This window comes from Arthrobacter sp. SlRoot2-15, from assembly GCF_059739345.1.
Genome location: NZ_AP046058.1, coordinates 701,966 through 721,842 on the forward strand (window position 1 = coordinate 701,966; position 19,877 = coordinate 721,842).

Annotated in this window: 13 protein-coding genes; 1 reads left to right on the forward strand and 12 read right to left on the reverse strand. The window is 71.1% G+C overall.

Going from position 1 to position 19,877, the window contains the following annotated elements; translation table 11 throughout:
• Positions 1-45: 45 nt before the first annotated feature.
• Entirely contained in the window at positions 46-549 is a 504-nt protein-coding gene (locus AC6I9V_RS03290) for a GNAT family N-acetyltransferase (protein WP_497898337.1), read from the reverse strand.
• A gap of 405 nt (positions 550-954) precedes the next feature.
• On the opposite strand from AC6I9V_RS03290, the gene AC6I9V_RS03295 reads away from it, so the two are divergent.
• The gene (locus AC6I9V_RS03295; RefSeq protein WP_497898338.1) at positions 955-1,257 is read left to right on the forward strand and encodes a hypothetical protein; all 303 of its coding nucleotides are present in this window, start codon (positions 955-957) and stop codon (positions 1,255-1,257) included.
• Between the two features lie 111 nt (positions 1,258-1,368).
• On the opposite strand, the gene AC6I9V_RS03300 is transcribed toward AC6I9V_RS03295, so the two are convergent.
• The 11 genes from AC6I9V_RS03300 to AC6I9V_RS03350 form a co-directional block, all read right to left on the reverse strand.
• Positions 1,369-2,199: an inositol monophosphatase family protein gene (locus tag AC6I9V_RS03300; RefSeq protein WP_497898339.1), complete on the reverse strand. Its 831-nt coding sequence runs from the start codon at positions 2,197-2,199 to the stop codon at positions 1,369-1,371.
• Entirely contained in the window at positions 2,196-4,505 is a 2,310-nt protein-coding gene (gene ligA / locus AC6I9V_RS03305; RefSeq protein ID WP_497898340.1) for an NAD-dependent DNA ligase LigA, read from the reverse strand. The genes AC6I9V_RS03300 and ligA overlap by 4 nt, the downstream gene beginning before the upstream one ends.
• Positions 4,506-4,648: 143 nt before the next feature.
• On the reverse strand, positions 4,649-4,915 hold the full coding sequence (locus AC6I9V_RS03310; protein WP_497898341.1) for a hypothetical protein: 267 nt from the start codon (positions 4,913-4,915) through the stop codon (positions 4,649-4,651).
• 141 nt (positions 4,916-5,056) lie between these two features.
• Positions 5,057-9,508 (reverse strand): type VII secretion EssC family protein, encoded by a 4,452-nt coding sequence (locus AC6I9V_RS03315; protein ID WP_497898342.1) that lies wholly within the window; start codon positions 9,506-9,508, stop codon positions 5,057-5,059.
• Positions 9,505-10,209: a hypothetical protein gene (locus AC6I9V_RS03320; RefSeq protein ID WP_497898343.1), complete on the reverse strand. Its 705-nt coding sequence runs from the start codon at positions 10,207-10,209 to the stop codon at positions 9,505-9,507. Before AC6I9V_RS03320 ends, AC6I9V_RS03315 begins: the two co-directional genes overlap by 4 nt.
• Before the next feature lie 70 nt (positions 10,210-10,279).
• Positions 10,280-11,908, reverse strand: coding sequence for a serine/threonine-protein kinase (locus AC6I9V_RS03325; RefSeq protein WP_497898344.1), 1,629 nt, complete (start codon positions 11,906-11,908; stop codon positions 10,280-10,282).
• Positions 11,905-13,533 (reverse strand): double zinc ribbon and FHA domain-containing protein, encoded by a 1,629-nt coding sequence (locus tag AC6I9V_RS03330; RefSeq protein WP_497898345.1) that lies wholly within the window; start codon positions 13,531-13,533, stop codon positions 11,905-11,907. The genes AC6I9V_RS03325 and AC6I9V_RS03330 overlap by 4 nt, the downstream gene beginning before the upstream one ends.
• On the reverse strand, positions 13,520-14,338 hold the full coding sequence (locus tag AC6I9V_RS03335; protein WP_497898346.1) for a PP2C family protein-serine/threonine phosphatase: 819 nt from the start codon (positions 14,336-14,338) through the stop codon (positions 13,520-13,522). The genes AC6I9V_RS03330 and AC6I9V_RS03335 overlap by 14 nt, the downstream gene beginning before the upstream one ends.
• A 185-nt stretch (positions 14,339-14,523) precedes the next feature.
• Positions 14,524-15,966 carry an RDD family protein gene (locus tag AC6I9V_RS03340; protein ID WP_497900242.1) on the reverse strand — a complete coding sequence of 481 codons (1,443 nt, stop codon included), beginning with the start codon at positions 15,964-15,966 and terminating at the stop codon, positions 14,524-14,526.
• Between the two features lie 26 nt (positions 15,967-15,992).
• On the reverse strand, positions 15,993-18,491 hold the full coding sequence (locus tag AC6I9V_RS03345) for a transglutaminase-like domain-containing protein (RefSeq protein WP_497898347.1): 2,499 nt from the start codon (positions 18,489-18,491) through the stop codon (positions 15,993-15,995).
• Positions 18,488-19,819, reverse strand: a complete 1,332-nt coding sequence (locus AC6I9V_RS03350) for a DUF58 domain-containing protein (RefSeq protein WP_497898348.1) — start codon at positions 19,817-19,819, stop codon at positions 18,488-18,490. The genes AC6I9V_RS03345 and AC6I9V_RS03350 overlap by 4 nt, the downstream gene beginning before the upstream one ends.
• Between the last annotated feature and the right edge of the window lie 58 nt (positions 19,820-19,877).

Sequence of the window (19,877 nt, forward strand, 5' to 3'; positions counted from 1 at the left end):
AGCCAGGGCAGGTAAACCGGTGGAAATGTGTCGGGCGGCCTGGTGTTACAGCTCCAGGCGGTAGACCAGGAGTTTGATGTCGGTGTCCGGGACGAACCAGTCGCGTTCGGGGACGCGCTGGAAGCCGGTCTTCCGGTACAGGCCGTGGGCGCTTTCCCAGGTCATCCCGGTGGTCAGGGCGACGCCGGTGATGCCGGGCAGGGACCGGGCGTGTTCGATGATGGCCTGCACCATGGCCTTGCCGGCGCCGCTGCGCTGCACCGCCGGGTCCACCACGAGCATCCGGAATTCCAGCTCGTCGGGCCGGGCGATGTCCGCGTACGGCTCCCCCGCGACGGCGAGGGTCACGGAGCCGACAACCTGGCCGCCGCGTTCGGCCACCCAGATGGTCGCGTTCTCGTGCCGCCGGGCGACCTGCTGGATTTGCTGCATGTAGGGGTGGTCCGCGTCCTCGAAGTGCCCGGCGGCCAGGTAGGCGTCCCGGGTGATGCGGGCGACGGCGTCGTAGTCGGCCGGGACGGCGGGACGAATGAGGATCTGCGAATGCACCTGTCTATGTTACGGGCGTCGGCCCCGACCGGGCGCCAAAGCGCGGTTTCCGTGATGGAACTATCAGCGGCCGCACGTCTGCGGGAGTGCGTCAATCATGCGGGCTGCAACTCCCCGTGCAACAGCTGTACCGGAAGGCACTGTGTGGCCGGATTCGGAACCGTTCAAATATTTCTCAAATTTTTTTCGGGCGCAGGCCACCGCCCATTTCAGGTGGAGGAAGCCAGCCTCCAAACCGCACCCTGACCTGCGCTAATGGCAAACGTTCGTCCCTGTGTCCCCGCAGCGCGGGGCTGGTCCTCACCCCCGCGTCGGGGCGGTCACTGGCCTTTGCCCCCCTTGACTACTAAGCATGCTGATCGTTACGTTGTTGTAATCCCCATCACACCAACGAAGGAGTCAACGATGCGTTTGATGACAAAAGCTTCAGCAGGAGCCGCACTGGCAGGATCACTGTTCCTGGCGGGTGGAATGGCACCGGCCAACGCCGCGCCCACCCAAGTCCAGGACGGCCTCGTCAACGTTGCGGTCGGCGATGTCACGATCCTGCAGGACGTCAACATCGGCGTCGCCGCCCAGGTGGCGGCAAACGTCTGCGGTGTGAAGGTCGGGCCCGTGGCGGTCCTCGGCCGGGCAGTGGACAAGTCCGGCACCACCACTCTCGTCTGCGACTCGGCACAAGGCCCGGTCCGCCTGATCCAGAACTAATCCGCCGGTAAGGAACTAGCCCTCTGGTTCCAGGAAATGCGCCCCCCCCGCGAGGGGGCGCATTTTTTGCGTGGGGAATCCAGCGCGCCCGGTTGCTCTGCCGGGCGTCGGTCAGAGCGGGAACTTCCCGGAGAGCTCCAGCGGCCCCGCGCAGGTCCAGGCCGCGAGCCGCTCCTCATCGGAGGGCCCGCCGTCGAGCACACTGGTGAGCCGGGGGCGGCGCACCCAGCAGCCGGCCTCCTCCGCGATCAGCGCGCCGGCGGCGAAGTCGTGTTCGTTCAGGCCGCGTTCGCCGTAGGCGTCGTGGGTGCCGTCGGCCACGAGGCAGAGATCCAGCGCGGCCGATCCCAGCCGGCGCACGTCCGCGAACCCGTCCATCAGGCCCGCCAACCCGGACGCCTGCTCGGCCCGGACGGACGGGTCGTAGCTGAAGCCCGTGGCCAGGATCTGCCCGGTCCGGCCGGGCACCGGTCCGTTGAGCGCTGTGCGCCGGCCGTTTTCCTCCAGCCACGCGCCGTGGCCGCGGGAGGCGTAGTAGACCCGCCCCAGCGCCGGGGCGTGGACGACGCCGGCCAGCCAGGCGCCGTCAGGCCCGGCCACCGCCACCGAGGTGCCGTAGTAGACGATGTTGCGGATGAAGTTGGTGGTGCCGTCGAGCGGGTCGACCGACCAGCGGAAGCCGCTGGCGGTCTCGGGCAGCACGGTGCCGCCCTCCTCCCCGGTGATCGTGTCCTCGGGCCGGGCGCCGGTGATGACCTCGCGGACGGCGGCCTCGGCCGCGAGATCGAAGGCCGTCACCCAGTCCCCCGAATCGCCCTTGTTGCTCACGTCCAGGGCGCCGGCGCTCCGGCCGGCCAGCACCGCGGCGCCGGCGGCGGCGGCCTCCCGGGCCAGCTCGAGGAACGCGGACGCGTCCGGGAATTCGGCCGGTCCGGAGGTCACTCGACAGCCTCCTGGTGGTCCTCGCCGTCCTCGACGTCGTCGACGTCGTCTGCCGTACCGGTTGCGGCACCGTCAGCACCGTCCGCACCGGCGCCGTTGAGGCCGGCCGGGCCGTGCGCGAGCAGCGCACGGAAGCCGTCCTCATCCAGCACCGGCAGGCCCAGCTGCTCGGCCTTGTCCAGCTTGGTGCCGGCGTTTTCGCCGGCCACCACGTAGCTGGTGTTCTTGGAAACGGAGCCGGCGGCCTTGCCGCCGCGGACCAGGATCGCTTCCTTGGCCTCGTCCCGGCTGAACCCCTCCAGACTGCCGGTGACCACCACGGTCAGGCCCTCCAGGGTCCGCGGGGTGGACTCGTCGCGTTCGTCCTCCATCCGGACGCCGTCGGCCGCCCAGCTGTCCACGATGTCGCGGTGCCAGTCCTCGGCGAACCATTCCTTGAGCGCCACGGCGATCACCGGGCCCACGCCGTCGACGCCGGCGAGCTCCTCTTCGGAGGCCTGCCGGATGGCGTCCATGGTCCCAAAAGCGGTGGCCAGGGCGCGCGAGGCCCGCGGCCCGACGTGCCGGATGGAGAGCGCCACGAGCACGCGCCAGAGCGGCTGGGTCTTGGCCTTTTCGAGTTCGCTGAAGAGCTTCTCCGTGGTGGCCGTCGGCTTGGACGGGACCTTGGCGGTGCCCTTGGTGTAGAAGTAGGGCACAAGTTCGAACTCGCCGGTCGCCACGCCCTTGGAGCGCTTTTCGCGGCGGATCCGGACGCCGGCGAGGTCCTCGGGCGTGAGCCGGAACAGGTTCGCCTCGGTGGTGAGCGGGGCGACGTCGGGCTCGGCCGGCTGGGTCAGGGCGATGGCCGCTTCCCAGCCGAGGGCCTCGATGTCGAAGGCGCCGCGGCCGGCGAGGTGGAAGACGCGTTCGCGCAGCTGCGCCGGGCAGGAGCGGGCGTTGGGGCAGCGGATGTCGACGTCGCCCTCCTTGGCCGGGGCGAGCGGGGTGCCGCAGGCGGGACATTCGGTGGGCATGACGAAGTCGCGCACCGGCGGGTCCTGCTGATCGCGCAAGGCCAGCACCGGCCCGACGATTTCCGGGATGACGTCGCCGGCCTTGCGGAGCACCACAATGTCGCCGATCTTGACGCCCTTGGCCTTGACGACTTCCTGGTTGTGCAGGGTGGCCATCTCCACCGTGGAACCGGCGACCTTGACCGGCACCATCACGCCATACGGGGTGACGCGGCCGGTGCGGCCCACGTTGACCGCGATGTCCAGGAGCTTGGTGTTGACCTCTTCCGGCGGGTATTTGTAGGCCACGGCCCAGCGCGGAACCCGGGAGGTGTAGCCGAGGGCCCGCTGGGTGGCTAAGTCGTCCACCTTGACCACAATGCCGTCGATTTCGTGGCTGAGGCTGTGCCGCTTGTCGCCGTAGCGGCGGATGAAGTCCAGTACCTCGGCCAGGCCGGGGAGCACCTCGAAGTAGGGGCTGGTGGGCAGGCCCCAGTCGGCGAGCTGGCGGTAGGTGTCCGACTGGCTGCCGGTCTCCAACCCTTCGCGGGCGCCGATGCCGTGCACGTACATCTTCAGGGGCCGCTTGGCGGTCTCCGCCGGGTCCTTCTGCCGCAGCGAGCCCGCGGCGGCGTTGCGCGGGTTGGCCAGCGGCGCCTTGCCCTCCGCGATCAGTGCCTCGTTGAACTCCGCGAACGCCTTGGACGGGATAAAGACCTCACCGCGGATTTCCATTTCGGCCGGGAAGTTGCCGCCTTTGAGCTGCTGCGGGATTTCCTTGATGGTCAGGACGTTGTGGGTGATGTCCTCGCCGGTGAAGCCGTCGCCGCGGGTGGCTGCGCGGATGAGCACGCCGTCGCGGTAGAGCAGGTTCACGGCCAGGCCGTCGATCTTGAGTTCGGTGAGCCACGACGGCGGGTTGCCGCCGTTGCCAAGCTTGCCGACGCCGGCCTCGGCTTTGGCGATCCAGGCCTCCAGCTCCTCGAGGGAGAAGACGTCCTCGAGGCTGTACATCCGGGTCAGGTGTTCGACGGCGGCGAAGGCGGCGGAGACCTCCCCGCCCACCTCCTGGGTGGGGGAATCGTTGGCCACCAGTTCGGGGTGCATGGCCTCGATGGTCTCCAGCCGCCGGAAGAGTTCGTCGAACTCGGCGTCGGAGATGATCGGGGCGTCCTCCTGGTAGTACGCGAAGCGGTGCTTGCGGACCTGCTCGACCAGTTCCTCGTACTCTTCGCGGATGGCCTCGGACGGGACCAGTTCCCCGTCGGGGCTGTGGGTGTCGGTTTCTGCTGCAGTCTTCCCTGTGCTCACAGACCTATCCTGCCCTAGATCTCCCACGTTGTCCGGTCATTGGCGGGCCCCGGCGCCGCACCGGCCGGCGCCGTCCCCGGGCCGGAAACGGCGGACGGCCCGGACGCGGGATGCGTCCGGGCCGTCGGTGGCAACGGATGGGCCTAGCGGGCGGAAGCGCTCTCCTGGTCGGCGGCGTTGCGGGTGGCCTGCTGGCCGGCCTGCTGCAAGGCCTGGGAAACCCGGGTGAGGGCCGCGACGTGCTCGCCGTTCCACTCGTTGCGGAACTTGTCCGCGTCCGGACCCATCCACTGGGTTCCGGCCAGAACCTTGGTCAGCATCGACTTCTGGTTCTCGATCTCCTGCGAACCGGCCTGCAGCTTCGTCCCAAGAGTCTTGAGCTGAGTAACATCCGCACCCCAAATAGCCATTTGAAAAAACTCCTTAGTTCACCGGACCCGAACCCTGTCGGCGTCCCCAGCGGCCCCCGGCTGCTCCGGAAGATCCATTGCCTAGAACCTACCCTGCCGCGCAAAACGCTGTCCATGGGCAGCCCTCCCCATCCGCGCGCCCTAGTTCCGGTTCTCCGGCGGCAGCGCGACCTGCAGCTTGCGGACCTTGCCGCGGCCCACGATGTAGCCGCGGCCGGGGATGAAGTCGCCGCTGATCCGGCCAAGGGAGGTGCTGAGCAGGCTGTCGCCCTCGATGTCCCCCGGGTTGAGCAGCAGGCCGCGGCGGCCGGACTTGAACGGCTGCGCCAGGGACCAGGCCGAGGACCAGGTGGAGGTTTCGGATTCGCCCACCACCCACTGATCGGCCTTGATCGACGCCGTGACCAGCCGGCCGATCCCGGACTCGGCCAGGGTGTCGGTGAAGTCGGTCAGGCCCTCGATGAAGATCGCGAGCTTGCCCGGGGTGCCGGCGGCGTACTCCACCAGTTCGTCGATGGCATCCTCGACGTCGTCGGTGCCCACCACGGAGCGGTCCCAGAGCTTGAGCGACGCCGCGGCCGAACGCCGCGAGCCGAGGTAGATCAGCTCCACACCCGGGTTGGACCGGCGCAGCGCGTAGGCGAGGGTCACCAGCGCCACGGTGCGGCCGGAGCCCGGCGGGCCGGCGAGCAGGAGCGGTCCCTTGGCCAGGATCTCGGCCGGCTGCAGGGTCTCGTCGTCGACGCCGATCACCGGCAGGTCCGGACTGCCGGCCGGGAGCAGGTCCAGGTCCACCGAGTCGGGCAGCCGCTCGATCTGCGGAGCCTGTTCCACGCCCTGGCGCAGCATGGCCGCTCGGAGCTTGTGCACCTCGCGGGCCTGCACGGCCAGGTTGGAGTTCCCGCCGAGCACCGCCAGCTGCACCTCGAGGTTGCCGAGCAGCCCGCGGCCCGGCGGCGTGGCCGCCCCGAGCACGTCCCGGGGCACGTCCATGGACAGGTAGTCCTCTTCCGAGGACAGCCGCAGCACCAGCCGGCGCTGGATCGAGGCCAGCAGCGACGCCGGCACCGCGTTCGGCCGGTCCCCGCTGACCACGAGGTGGATGCCGAGCGGCCGGCCGTCCGTGGCGAGCTGCAGGAAGATGTCCCAGAGCGCGGAGAGCTTGCTGTATTCGTACGCCTCACGGAAGGCGGACATGCCGTCCACCAGCACAAAAATCCGCTTCTCGTCCGGCATGTTGGCCAGCTGCCGGTACTCCACGATCGTGGAGGCCCGGACTTCGGCGTAGCGGGCCGAGCGGTCGTCGGCGAGGTCGCGCAGCCAGCGCAGCAGGCGGCCGACGCGTTCGACGTCGTCGCCGTTGATGATCTCCCCGACGTGCGGCAACGCCTCGAGCATCTTCAGGCCCGAGGAGCCGCAGTCGATGCCGTAGACGTTCACCGGACCGCCGCGCGGGGTGACGGCGGCGGCGATCGCGATCCCGCGCAGGGCGGCCGACTTGCCCGAGCCGCCGGTGCCGTAGATGGCCATGTTGCCGTCCCGGTCGGGTTCGTAGAAGACCGTGGGCTGGTCCTGGTGCGCCGGGTCGTCCGCCACGCCGAGGAGCAGCCGCTCGTCGGTGCGCGGGTTCGGCAGCCGGGAGAAGTCGTAGGCCGTGGCGAGCTCGTCCAGCCAGGGCTTGCGGGGAGGCTCGATGGCGAGCACGTCGGCGGCCTTGATGATGTTCGCCGTCATCCGGGCGATGTCGTTGGGCCCGGCGGGCTCCTCCCGCTCCGGCGCCTCGGCGGCCGGGGCGGCCCAGGCGGCGCCGGAACCGAACGCCATCTCGACGACGTCGATCTGCGCCCGCTGCGGCTTCTCGGTGGTCCAGCCGCCGGCGTAGCCGGTCTGGAAGCCCTGGATCCGGCCCGGTCCGGTCTTGGCCGCGCCGCGGCCGGGGATGGACGGGTCGAAGTATGCCGCGGTGGGCACGCCCAGGATGTCGACGGCGTCGTCCTCGTCGGCCATGCGCAACGCCACGCGCAGGTTGGTGTTGGCGCGCAGGCTTTCCTTGATCACACCGGCGGGGCGCTGGGTGGCGAGGATCAGGTGCAGGCCGAGCGACCGGCCGCGGGCGGCGACGTCCACCACGCCGTCGACGAACTCCGGCACCTCGGTGGCGAGGGCAGCGAATTCGTCCACGATGATGACCAGGTACGGCGGCGCCTCCGGGTCGGCCTGGCGCTGGAGTTCCAGCAGGTCCTTGGCCTTTTTGCGGTTCAGCAGCTTCTCACGGTGGTGCAGCTCGGCCCTGAGCGAGGTCAGGGCGCGGCGGACCAGGTGCGGGGACAGGTCGGTGACCAGGCCGACGGTGTGCGGCAGGTGCAGGCAATCCGCGAACGCGGCGCCGCCCTTGTAGTCCACGAACAGGAAGCTCACCCGGTCCGGGCTGTACGCCGCGGCCATGCCCATCACCCAGGACTGCAGGAACTCGGATTTGCCGGCGCCGGTGGTTCCGCCCACCAGGGCGTGCGGGCCCTCGTTCTTGAGGTCTAGGTACAGCGGTTCGATGCCCTTGGAGCCGACCAGGGCGCGGAGTGTTCCGTTGTCCTTCCGGTTGGGCTTGGCGCTGGCGTGCACGGAGTTGTTCTCGCTCCAGCGGTCCGCGACGGCCTGCGGGTTGTCCAAGAAGTCCTTGCCGATCAGGGTGGCGTAAGACACCGCACGGGGCAGGTCGGAGTCGTCCTCGAGCGGCTTCCCGACGTCGACCACCGGGGCGAGCATCCGCGCCAGCTGGGCGGCGAGCCCGGCGTCGAGGCTTTCGCAGCTGACCGGGAAGGTGTGCCGGCCCAGCCGGACCTGGCCGGTGGTGGTGCCGTGCTCGCCGTCGACCGCCATAAAGTCGCGGCAGGCCGCCGGGAGCTGCTGGACGGAGGTAGCCACCCACATCACGTGCACGCCGGAATCCGGCCCGCGTTCCAGGACCCGGGTGAGCCGGCCGCGGTCCACCGGGGCGTCGTCCTCGACCACCAGGAGCACGGTGGGCAGCTGCGGTGCCGGAACCTCCTCGCCGCCCGGGACGGACGCGACCCCGGGCCGGAGCTCCGGGCGCGGCGACTGGGCCGCGGCCTCGCGCTGGTCGATCAGGTCCTCGAGGCGGGAGAGCAGGGCCGAGCCGCCGGCCGGCCCGGCTGCGAGGTGGTCGCCGCCGAGCGGGCTGTGGCCGGAGCCGGCGTGCGGCAGCCACTGCAGCCATTCCCAGCGGTCCTTGGACTGGGCCGAGGTGATGGCGGTCAGCACCACTTCGGCCGGCGAATGCAGCCCCACGAGCTGCAGCACCATGCCGCGGGCCACGTCGTCGACGAGGCCGCGCGGGCCGGCGAGGCCGAACGAACCCGCGGTGCGCAGCTGGGAGACGATCGGGACGCCCTCGATGCTGCCGAACTGGGCCAGGCACTGCTGGATTTCGGCCATGTACTCGGGCTCGGTCTCGTTGCTGTGCGGTTCCTCGAATTGGATCCGGGACGGCGCCGTGCCGAGGCCGAAGCGCAGGCCCAGGAAGGCGGTGTGTTCGGGCCGGTGGGTCCAGAGCAGCGGGCCGAGCTTGTAGATGGAGTCCACGGTGTCGCTGACCGAGGGCGCTTCCTGCAGCCGGACCGAGCGCTCCACCTTCTGCAGCGCGGTGATGTCCTCACGGAACGCGGCCATGGCGGCGCGGAAGGCTTTGAGCTGTTCCTTGCGTTCCCGCTTGGACTGGAGCTTCTGGTCCACGTAGTGGCCGACGACGAACAGCGGCATCATCAGCATAAAGACCACGGACAGGACGTTTTGCGTGACGGCGAAAAGGATGGCGCCCATCATCAGCGGGGCCATCAGCATGATGTACGGGAACGGGTGGTGGTCCTGGCGTTTGGGTCCGGCCGGCAGCGTCCGCTGGCGCGGTTCGAACCGGGGCACCACCCGCGGCGAGCGGTTGAAGTTGATCAGCGGCGAACTCGGGGCGGCGCCCTGGCTGCCGCCCAGGGACACCACGGAGACGGTGGTGTCGCCGAGCGTGACGGTGTCGGAGGAGTTCAGCGTGGCCCGGGTGACGGGCAGCCCGTCCATCAGCAGCCCGTTGGCGGAGTTGGTGTCCACGATCTCGACGGTTTCGCCCACCGTGATCCGGGCATGGCGTTTCGACGTCAGCGGGTCGGTCAGCCGGACGTCGACGTCGCGGTCCCGGCCGAGGTAGCTGGTGCCGGAGGGCAGGGCGAATTCGCGGCCGACGTCCGGGCCGGAGAGGACGCGCAGGGTCGCCGCTGCGGGCCCCCGGTTGGCGCCGGGTACGGTGAACTGCTCGCTGACCTGGGTCAGCGAGATGATGGAGCCGGGCCGCAGCCCTGATTCGAGCAGGTTGTCCCCCCGCTTCAGGACGGTGTCCTTGAGGCCGCCGGCGGCGAAGGCCTCCTCGATGCGCAGCGAGAGGTTCGACGGCGGTGTGGTGCCGCGCCGTGCGGGGTCCGCCGCCCAGAGTTCGGTGGCGATGTCCGCGACGGTGGCGAGGCCGTCGACGGTGACGGCCAGGTCCTTGGCCTCGGCGGGGTCGCGGCGCAGGGTCAGCCGGATCCTCATGCTTCCTCACCGCCGCGCTGCGTCTCCAGCAGGACCAGGTCGGCCGCGGTCACCAGATGCGAGGTGACGGCGTGTTCCACCAGCCGGGCCCGGCGGTTGGTGGCGAGCTTGCCGCCGCCGCCGCGCAGCCCGGCCACCCCCACCCGGTCCAGTTTGTCGCACACGTTGTCCAGCTTCCGGTTGAACCGGGTCAGCGCCCAGCCCAGGGTCTTGGCCGCTTCGGCGGAGGAGGGCACGGCGCTGAAGCCGGTCCCTTCGCGGCGGAGCATCGGCTCGGCGAGGGCCACGATCAGGGCCTTCTGGGCGTCGGTGAACACCACCGGGCCGATGGTGGTGTCCCCGCCGCTGTCTTCGCTGCGGGCCTGCTGCCGGAACGCCGGGGTCTTGAGGTGCACCGCGAACTCGTAGGTGGTGGGGCCGGCGGTGAAGATGACGTTGGTGTGGCTGAACACCAGCGGGATGCGGGCGCCCGGGGCGAGCCAGGCCTGCATGCCGCCGGAGGCGTCGGCAATGGTCGCGCAGAGCATGCTGCCGACGTTGCTGAGCCACCAGATGCCGTCATACCGGGCAATCTGCAGGAACTGCCGGTGCAGGTACGGGTTGTCGTCCACCTCGAGGTCGCCCTCGCGGCCGATGCTGAAGATGTCCTCATCGGATGGCTCGTGCCATTCGCCGCAGAAATCTATCGCAAGATCCCCCATTGTCCGTGCCTCCTCGTTGGGCCCTTGGCCTGTGTGTTGTTCGGTGGGCGGTGGGCCCGGGATGTGGTGCTCAGGGCTTCTTCGCGCAGGCGACGGAGCCTTCCTGCATCGGCGAGGATGATCCGTCGGTGCGGACGATCTGCACCTGGATGCAGGTCTCCCCCGCCGGGTTGGGTGCCACCTGGGCCGTGGCCTTGGTGGTGGCGGTGAAGTTGCCGTTGCCCTTGGGTGAGTAGGTCCGCCACTTGTAGCTGTCGCCGGTCTTGGGCTGCGGGTTCTTCCAGGTGAAGGTGAAGTTCCCTGCCGCGTCCAAACGGCCGGCGAGGTTCTCCACGTCCGGGACCGTGCCGCTGTCCACGGCGTCGGCCGGCGGTTTGCTGACCTGCTGGGATGCCTGCGGGGCCGGCACGGGCCGGGTGGTTCCCGCGACGACGCCCACGACGGCGGCGACCGCCAGGACCGCGCCGCCCACGACCGCGAGCACCAGGTTCCGCCGGCCGTGGCCGGTGGCGGCGGCTGGGCCCTCGTCGGCGGCCTCCTCGGGTGGCGCTGTGCTGGAGCGGTTGACGGTGGCCGCGACGTCGTCGTCCTCCGCCGGTCGCGGAGCGGCAAACGACGGTGCGGCAAACGACGGTGCGGCAAACGACGGCGGCGCGGCCGGGACCGCCGCGGGCCGGAACGTCGTGGCGTCGTCGGCGGCCGGTCCGCCGGGAACCCGGGCCGGGAAGGTCGAGGCCGGTCCGGTGGCGTCCGGGTCGATCGCGGCGACGCTGCGGACGCGGGTCTCCTCGAAGGCGTCGTCCGGGTGCGGTTCATCGGCGTGGGGGTCCTCGAGGACCTCGAACGGCGTGACTGAGAGGTTCAGCTCGGCCTGGATGCGCTGCAATGCCAGGGCGAAGGCGTGGGCGGAGGAATACCGCGAGTCCGCCGCCTTGGCCATGGCCGTGGCGAGGGCCAGCTCCAGGGATTCGGGCACGTCGGCGCGGCCCAGCCTCGGCAGCGGCTGGTTGGTGATGCGCGAGATCAGCTCCCGCTGGGAGTTGTCCGCGCCCGGCAGCACAAACGGGGACCGGCCGGCCAGCAGCGTGTAGAGCGTGGCGCCGAGCGCCCAGACGTCCACCAGCACACCGTTGACCTGCCGGTCGCTGAACTGTTCGGGCGGGGACCACGGGATGGACATGCCCGCGTCCTCGTCCTGGTCCCCGGCAAGGGTGCCGGAGATGCCGAAGTCGGTCAGCGCCGGGCGGTTGTAGTCCGTGACCAGGATGTTCGCCGGCTTGATGTCGCGGTGCGCGATCCCGGCGCGGTGCGCGGTTTCGACGGCGGACGCCACCTGGATGCCCACGGCCAGCACCTCGTCGACGCTGAAGCGCTGCCGCCGGTAGCGGACGTCCAGGCTGGGCCGGGAGCAGTACTCCATGGCCAGGTAGGAGTGGCCGGCATCGGTGATTTGCGCCTCGAAGATCGTGACAATGTAGGGGTGCGAGGACAGCTGCGCCATCAGGTTCGCCTCGGATTCGAAGCGGCGGCGGGCGCCCTCGGTCTTGAGGTCCGAGAGCAGCACCTTGATCGCCACCTTGCGGCGCGGCCGGTCCTGTTCGTAAAGGTAGACGTCCGAGAACCCGCCGGAGCCCAGCAGGCTCACGAAGGTGTAGCCGGGGATGCCCGGCGGCGGGGCGGCGGGGCGTTTTGCGTTCACAGCAGCTCCTCGAACCGGAGCTGGACGCCGTCGCCCAGTTCGGCGATGTCGCCGTCGAACAGGATGGCCATCTCGCCCTGGGCGAGCCGGCGCGGGGCCTGGCCCTCGCGCAGCAGGACCGTGCCGTTGGTGGCCTTGAGGTCGCAGAGCATCACGTGCCAGCCCTCGAGCCGGACTTCCACGTGCGAGCGGGAGATGTCCCCGCCGGGGCTCGGCACCTGGACGAGCTTGGGCATCACGGCGCCCTGGACGCGGGACACCGAGGGCTGCCGGCCCACAACAAGGGACTGGTCCAGGTCGATCAGCTCGCCGGTGGACAGGCGCACCCGGCCCAGCCGCGGGCGCCTGACCTGCACTCCGTCGCCGGGCAGCGGCTGGCCGCAGTAGGCGCACTGGGCGTTGGTGGGCGGGTTCGCGTGGCCCTGCGGGCAGACCCGGGCCAGCACCATGGGCCCGGTGCCCGGGTCCTTGGCGGCCGGGGCCATGCCGGGACGCGCCGCGCTCGGCCCGGTGGCGCCGGGCAGGGAGCTTTTGACGATGGTCTGGCCGTCGTGGTCGGCATCCGAAGCCTGCGGCGCCAGCGGGGACGGCACCTGCGTGGACGGCACCTGCATGGAGAACGACGGCGGCGCGGCGGGGCCGGGCGCGGGGCGCGGCGCCGGAGCGGCGGACGGGGCCGGGCGGTCGCCGCCGGTGTGCCACGGCACGGAATCGATCAGCCCGGTGGGCACCGCCGCGGCGGGCGCGGGCGGCACTGCCGCCGGTTCGGGTTCGGATTTCCCGGCGGCCGGTTCCGGCGCGGAGGTTTCCAGGTCCGCTTCCGGAGAGGCGTCCGGCTCCTGCTCGTTCTCCGGGTCCTCGCGTACCGCGGCGTCTTCGATCTTCCGCATCACGGTCTGTTCCCAGAGGTGGTCGTAGCTGCCGGTCGGTTCCTGTTCGGCCGGTACCGGGGCGGGCGCTTCGGGTCCGGGTGCCTCCGGCACCGGGACCTCGTCCTCTTCGGGGAAGTCCAGCACCGTCTCCTCGGAGCTGAAGTGCCCGGTTTGCTCCGCGGCGAAGTCTGCTTCGGCCGCTGCCATCAGCTGGTCGTCCGCTGGGGCGGTCGGCACAACGGCCTCGGGCGCCACCGCGGCGGTCCCGTTTCCGGTTAGCCCGCAGTGCAGTCCCTGCAGCAGCACGACGCCCTCGCCCAGCGGCAGCGGCGCCGGCGCTTCGGCGCTGTCCCCCGCGGGACCGGCGTCGGGGATGGCCACGCTGAAGCCTTGGGCGGATGCGAAGCGCCGTTCGGTCCACGTCGTGACGTCCCGGCCGCTGAGCGCCACGGCGGCACCGCCGTCGCCCTCCGGTGTGACCGCCAGGTCGATCCCGCCGCGCAGGAACACCTGCAGCGATCCGCGCAGTCCCACGATCCCAAACCAGGGCAGCCGGGCGAGCGAGCCGCCCGAGGCCGAGGTCACGGCGTCCAGGACCTCGTGGACCTCCGGATTTGTGGCCAGCAGCGTCCAAAGCGAGTCCACCAGGGCCCGGTCCGTGTCCGGGCGCAGCAGCACCACGGTTCCGGAGCGGACCACGCCCAGCCAGGTCCCCGGCGTATAGCTCACGGCCCGGCGGTCAGCGGGCGCCATGGGACTCCTCGCCCGGGGCGTCCCCGACGACCTCGCCGTCAGGGGCGACCTCCAGGACGTCGGTGCGCGGCAGGGTGGTTTCGTCTTCGGCCTCCGCGGGGGTGCGCGGGGCGGTCTGGGCGCCGGCATCGTGGGCCACGTTGCTCGCGTCCACCACGATGCAGGTCACGTTGTCCCGGCCGCCGCTGCGCAGGGCGGCCTGGATCAGCTGGTCCACGGCGGCCTGCGGGTCCGGCTCGGAGACCAGGATCCGGGCGATGTGCTCGTCGTCGAGCTCGCCGTTGAGTCCGTCCGAGCAGACCAGGATCCGGTCGCCTTCCTCGACGGGCAGCAGCCAGTAGTCTGCCTCGGTCTCGTCGCCGGTGCCCAGGGCGCGGGTGACCACATGGCGGCGCGGGTGGACCGCGGCCTCGGCCATGGTGATCTCGCCGGCGTCCACCAGTTCCTGCACCTCGGAGTGGTCGACGCTGACCTGGTGGAGCCGGCCCTGGCTGAGGCGGTAGGTACGCGAATCGCCGATGTTCATGACCAGCCAGTACGGGATGCCCATCTGTTCGACGACGACGACGCCGGAGAGGGTGGTGCCGGCACGGGAGCCGGTCTCCTCGCGGATCCCCGCGTCGGCCTGCAGCAGGTACTGCTGGACGACGGCGGCGGTGGCGTCCCGCTCCCCGGTGGCGAGCTGCGGGATCTCGGAGAGTGTGCGGACGCAGATACCGCTCGCGATCTCGCCGGCTTCATGCCCGCCCATGCCGTCGGCGACGGCGAAGACCGGGTCGGCGGCGATGAAGGAATCCTCGTTCATCTCCCGGCGCAGGCCGCGGTCGGTGCCGTAGCCGCAATTGAGCCGGAGGCTTGGAACGCTGCTTGGAACGCTGCTGGGGGCACTGCTCTGAACGCTGCTGGGTGCACTGCTCTGAACGCTGCTGGATGCACTGCCGGACGGGGCGGCAGAAGCCTCGGCGGGAGGAACGGAAGCCGGTTGGGGTGTCATGCCTGTCCTAGGTAGAAGGAGCGGTCACCGAAGTGCACGGTGGATCCGGGGCGTACGTGGGTGGGTTCCCCGGGTGCCAGTGCGGTACGGATGCCGTCCGGCGTCGTGACGGCGCTGCCGTTGGTGGAGTTGCGGTCCGTCACCCAGATGCCGCCGTTCCCGGTCAGCACGTGCAGGTGGGTCTTGGAGATGGAGCGTCCGGGGTCGGCCACCGGCAGCAGCTGCACGGATTCCTCGCCGGGCTGGCCGGCGGGGTTGCGGCCGATCAGCATGGCCCGGTCCAGTTCGACTTCCCGGCCGTCGTCGACCCGGATCCGCAGGATGGCCACGGTGACCGGGGCGGAGCTGTCGCCGCGGACCTGGGTGCGGTCGTGGTCATCGTCGGGGTGGGGACTGAACGCGTGGCTGTTCAGGGCCTCGCTGCGGGCCGCCTCGATCAGCACCGGCTGCGGGGCCGCGGGAGCGGGAGCGGGAGCGGGCGCCGGGGCGGCCACGGGAGCGGGAGCCGGAGCGGGGGGCTGAGCCTGGAGCCGGGCGGCCCAGGCGACCGGGGAAGCGACCTGCTGCACCGGCGGCAGATCCAGCGGGGCAAAACTGTACGGGCCCTGGATGCCGCCGGTCGCGAGCGGGTTGCGGCCGGCCTTGATGTCGAAGACGAGGGTCTTGGCGGCGGCATCATGGAAGCCGCGCAGCCTGCCGTTGCGGTCCCAGGTGTTGGAGACCACCACCAGCACGGCCCAGCCGGCGCCCAGCAGGGCCAGCGGTGCCAGGATCCACAGCGCGGCGCCGAACCACTGGAACACCACCACGAGGACGGCGGCCAGGCCCGCCAGCAGCACCCCGGCGCCGGTGACCAGGCCGCGGAGGAACACCGCTCCCCCGCCGGGCGCGTAGCCGTCGGCGTCGGCGCTGCGGATCCCCATCAGGCGGTTGCCCAGGGTCGCTCCGGACCGGGCCTCGATCATCGCCTGGACCAGTGTGTAGGCGGCCGTGACGCCGAGCCCGATGCCGCCGAAGAGCACCAGCGAGGAGGTGTTGTAGGTGATGGAGCCGCCGCCGCGCGTCTGCGTCACCCCGGCGAAGCCGACGGCGAAGAGCACAATGAGGACCGCCACGGGCCCGGTCCAGTCGAGCACCGCGGCCCCCAGCCGCTTGCCCGCATCCGCTGGGACCAGCTCAAGCTTGTTCGGCAAAACGGTACCTCCCCCTAGTCCGTGCATACCCTGACCGTTCAGCTGCACTCCGGCAGGTGCCGGTCCGGACGGGAACGCACGGCCCGGCCCGGAAGTCGCTACCGGGATAGTACCGGGTTCCGGCTGGCCCCGCCGGACGCTGCGGGCAGAGCGGTTGCCGAGCGGCACCCCGCACGAGGTGCAGAACGCGGCGCCCGGGCGGATCGGCTGGTGGCAGCGCGGGCAGCGCTCGACGTCGTCGGTCATGGCTCGGGGCGGCTCTTCCTGGCTGTTCACGGGGTTTCCTGCGGACCGGGCTCCACTGTACTAGCTGTACCGGTTTTGGCTGGGCCGCTGCCGGCCGGCCCGGTCCGCTTCCGGCCGGTCAGCACCGGGCGCAGACCGCGCAGGGTGAGGGCGGCGCGGCCGTCGGCCAGCAGGGAGCGCGGCGAGAACCGGGCCTGCTGGCGCCGCCAGAAGCCGATCGTCCCGGTCATTTCCTGCAGCGAGCCGTCCACGATCTGCCAGTATTCGCGCACCTGCTCCTCGCTCGGCTGCCCGGCGCCGAAGATGGCGGCGTCGGCCCGGCGGGCCAGCAGCGTGGTGGTGCCCTGGCTCGCGGGGAACGCCTCGCCGAGCACGACGGCGGACTCGCGCCGGGTGGCGCGGCTGTCCACGCCGGCGCCGAGGTCGGTCGCGAGGCTCAGGACCTCGTTCCAGCCGCCGCCGACGCGCTGGGCGGGGTGGCCGTCGGTGAAGCGGGCCTTCCGGCGCCGGGCCTTGAGCCAGGCGATCAGCAGCAGCGGCAGCGCCAGGACAGCCACCGGTATCAGGGCGAGGCCGATCGCGGTGAGCAGCGGACCCCAGAAGAGCCAGGGGTTGTTCTTCTTCTCGTCGGCGTCCAGCGCGTCCGGCGAGGAGTCCGGCGGCAGCTCGGCCGGTTCCTGCGGCGGAGGCGGCGGCTGCAGGACCTGGGGCTTGGGCTTGGACTTGTTCTCCGGGTCCGGCGGGATGGGCACGTTGTCCTTGGGCGGGGTGGGGTCGAAGGACACCCAGCCCACCCGGTCGAAGGCCACCTCCACCCAGGCGTGGACATCCTTGCCGGTGATCTTCACTTCGCCGGCGCCGTTCTCCGGGCTCTTGGGGTCCGGGTAGAAGCCCATCACCACCCGTGAGGTGATGCCCAGGTGGCGCAGCATGAGGGACATCGCCACGGCGTACTGTTCGTCGTCGCCGAGCATCTGCTTGGCGGTGAGCAGGCTGCGGATGCGGTTGGCGCTGTGGCCAGAGACGCTGGGCAGTTGACCGTCGGCGATCAGGCCGTTGCTGAAGGCGCCCTTCTTCTGGAAGTGCGCCTCGATCTGGCGGACCCGGTCGATGGCGGTGGGCGCGTCGGCGGCCAGGTCGTTCGCCTGCGAGCCGACCACCGGCGGCACCTCGGCCGGGTCCGGCAGCGAGTCCTTGGCGAAGTCGTACTGGGTCAGCTGGCCGTGTTCCAGCCTGGCCGGGTCGGCCACCTGGACACTGTAGGAATCGCCCTTGGCCAGGCCCCGGGTGGTCACGGCGGTGTCCGTGCCGGAGTTGAAGTACAGTCCGGCGGCGGCGCCGGTGCCGTCCCGTTCGAAGCTGATGCCGGTGGTCTTGCGGCCGCCCGGGAGGAAGTAGCCCTGGTAGTCCTCGATCGTGATGTCCAGGGTGTAGTTGTTGGCCGGGGCGATACCGGTGGAGTCGGCGAGGGTGTTCAGGGACTTCGTGTCGCCCACCTTGGAGAAGCTGCCCGAGCCGTTCGGGTCCATGGTGTAGTTGGTGCCGTTGAACGCGTCCAGGGCGGCGAGCCGCACCCGGCCGTCCTTGGGCAGGCCCTTGACCACAAAGAGGTCGTCGTCCTTTTTGTCCTTGACGAAGGTGCGGAAGCTCGCCAGCGGGGTGACGTAGTCCTTCGGGTCGAACGGGGGCACGATCGTGTTGCGAAGCACCTTGCGGTCATCGTCCGCGGCCACCAGCCGGGAGACGACGGCGGTGATCGAGACGGCGGCGGCGATCACCGCGGCGGCGGTGCCCACGCGGCGGAGCCGGGCGGCGCGGGCGGCCGATTGGTCCGCCTCCGGCCGGTTCACCGACACCTTGCGGGTGTCGTTGCGGCGCAGGCCGTCGCGGCGGAAGGTCGCCCAGGCGATCGCGACGACGGTGAGCGAGATGCCGCGCTCCACGGTCAGGAACCCGGCGTTGGTGCTGAAGGCGATGCCGGTGATGAACAGCGCCAGCACCGGCAGCAGCGGCCAGTACGGGCTTTTGAGCCGCCAGGTCAAAAGCCCGGCGGCGAGGGCCGTAAGCAGGGAACTCAGGAACGGCACAATCAGGGTGCCGCCGGCGTTCCCCACCGGCACCCCGACGGTGAGCATGTCCTTCCAGGCGAAGACCACCCCGGCCAGCAGGGTCCGCAGGGATTCCAGGCTGGGCAGCACCCCGGCGATCGAGGCCTCGGGCACGGCGAGGGCGGTGCCGAAGACGATGTAGGCGCCGGCCGCCAGGGCCGCTGTGATCAGGGCCCCGAGCCGGAAGTGCACGTTGGCGCCGGCCACGGCCAGGCCGAGCCCGATGCCGCCGAAGCCGGCGATCAGGTAGTAGGCGTCGCCGCCGAAGCTGAGGCTGAAGCCGAGGACACCGAGGCCGAGCAGCACGGTGAGGGCGCCGGCGTCGAGCACGTGATGCCAGGCCGGCCGGCCGTCGCCGAAGCCTGAGCGGCGGGACGCCGCCTTGCCGCGGGGCCGGACGTCTGTGGCGGCGCTCATGCGGCGGCCTTCCGCAGCACAATGGCCAGCTCGGAGAGCTCGCCCAGGGTGAGCACGGTCAGGTCCGCGATGTTGGCCCGGGACGGTGCGGCGCCGGGCTGGATCCGGACCGCGAGGCTGCGCACCCCCGGCGGCACCGAGGCCGAGGCGGAGCGCAGCTGGGTTGGGGTGACGTTGCTGCCCACCACAAAGAACACCACGGAAGCGTTGGGGACGGTGTCGGCCAGGGTCCGGGCGAGGTCGACGGCGGTCTTGCGCTGGGGTGCACCGGTGATCCGGGTCATGTCATCGAGCAGGTTGCGGCCGGTTTCGCAGCGCAGCGGCCCGGTCTGGGTGAGGACGTCGAGGTCGCGCTGCTCCCGGATGGCCTGCAGCCCGATCGAGGCGGCGGCGGAGATGGCCAGTTCGAACTCCTGCTCCGAGGCGTATTCGTCCGTGTTGGTGGAGAGCGAGATGGCCAGGTGCGCGCGGCGGGTTTCCTCGAACTGGCGCACCATCAGCTTGTTGGTCCGGGCCGTGGTCTTCCAGTGGATGTGCCGCCGGTCATCGCCCGGCACGTAGTCGCGCAGCGCGTGGAAGGACACGTCGGCGCTGGAGAGGTCCGTGGTGGGCATGCCCTCGAGGTCGCGGATGAACCCTGCCGCGGAGCCGCCCAGGGCCACGGTCTTCGGGTGCACGTAGAGGTCCTCCGGTTCGGTCCAGAGCACCTGGCGGCGGAGCAGGTGCAGCGGGTCGGCGCGCACCGAGCGGACCGGTCCCACCACGATCACGGCGCGGCGGGCGGTGGGGATGGCGAAGAGGTCCTCGTGGACCTGCCCGGGCTTCATCCGGGGAAGGTGGAACACGGCCGTGGCGGTTCCCACGGGCAGTTCCAGGTCGGCGGGCAGCAGCGGCCGGGCGGAGGTGTTGGACACCGTGATGCTGCCGACGGCGCTGTCCCCCACGGCCACCCGGGTCCGGGCCAGGTCCAGCAGCACCCCGTAGGAGGACCGGCCCAGGATGAAGCCGACCGCCAGCACGAACAGCACAAACGCGGCCATCGCGGCGGCCTTGGCTTCCTGCCAGCCATAGGCCTGGCCGAGAATCCACAACACGGCCGAAGCCGCCAGCACGGACCAGCCGAGCGCGCTCACGACGGAGAGCACGGGCTCGAGGTGCCGGCGGAAGCGCTCCCGGGCGGCGCGCCCGGCCGGGGCCAGCGCCAGCGCCGCGGTGCTTCTGGCCTCGGCCCAGACGGCGGAGGGGTGCAGGCGGGCGGGTGCGCCGGGCCGGGAGAAGGGCCGCTTCAGGCGGTCAGCAAGCCGGGTCAACGGAGTGCTGGTGGACATATGGGGGCCTTTGTTCGTGCTGGTTCTTGCGGTGGAAACGGGTTCGGGCGGTGTGCCG

Bases quoted from the DNA above. Each gene is read 5' to 3' on its own strand.
- AC6I9V_RS03295 (WP_497898338.1), top strand. From the start codon at position 955: ATGCGTTTGATGACAAAAGCTTCAGCAGGAGCCGCACTGGCAGGATCA.
- AC6I9V_RS03310 (WP_497898341.1), bottom strand. From the start codon at position 4,915: ATGGCTATTTGGGGTGCGGATGTTACTCAGCTCAAGACTCTTGGGACG.
- AC6I9V_RS03315 (WP_497898342.1), bottom strand. From the start codon at position 9,508: ATGAGGATCCGGCTGACCCTGCGCCGCGACCCCGCCGAGGCCAAGGAC.
- AC6I9V_RS03320 (WP_497898343.1), bottom strand. From the start codon at position 10,209: ATGGGGGATCTTGCGATAGATTTCTGCGGCGAATGGCACGAGCCATCC.
- AC6I9V_RS03330 (WP_497898345.1), bottom strand. From the start codon at position 13,533: ATGGCGCCCGCTGACCGCCGGGCCGTGAGCTATACGCCGGGGACCTGG.
- AC6I9V_RS03335 (WP_497898346.1), bottom strand. From the start codon at position 14,338: ATGAACGAGGATTCCTTCATCGCCGCCGACCCGGTCTTCGCCGTCGCC.
- AC6I9V_RS03340 (WP_497900242.1), bottom strand. From the start codon at position 15,966: ATGACCGACGACGTCGAGCGCTGCCCGCGCTGCCACCAGCCGATCCGC.
- AC6I9V_RS03345 (WP_497898347.1), bottom strand. From the start codon at position 18,491: ATGAGCGCCGCCACAGACGTCCGGCCCCGCGGCAAGGCGGCGTCCCGC.
- AC6I9V_RS03350 (WP_497898348.1), bottom strand. From the start codon at position 19,819: ATGTCCACCAGCACTCCGTTGACCCGGCTTGCTGACCGCCTGAAGCGG.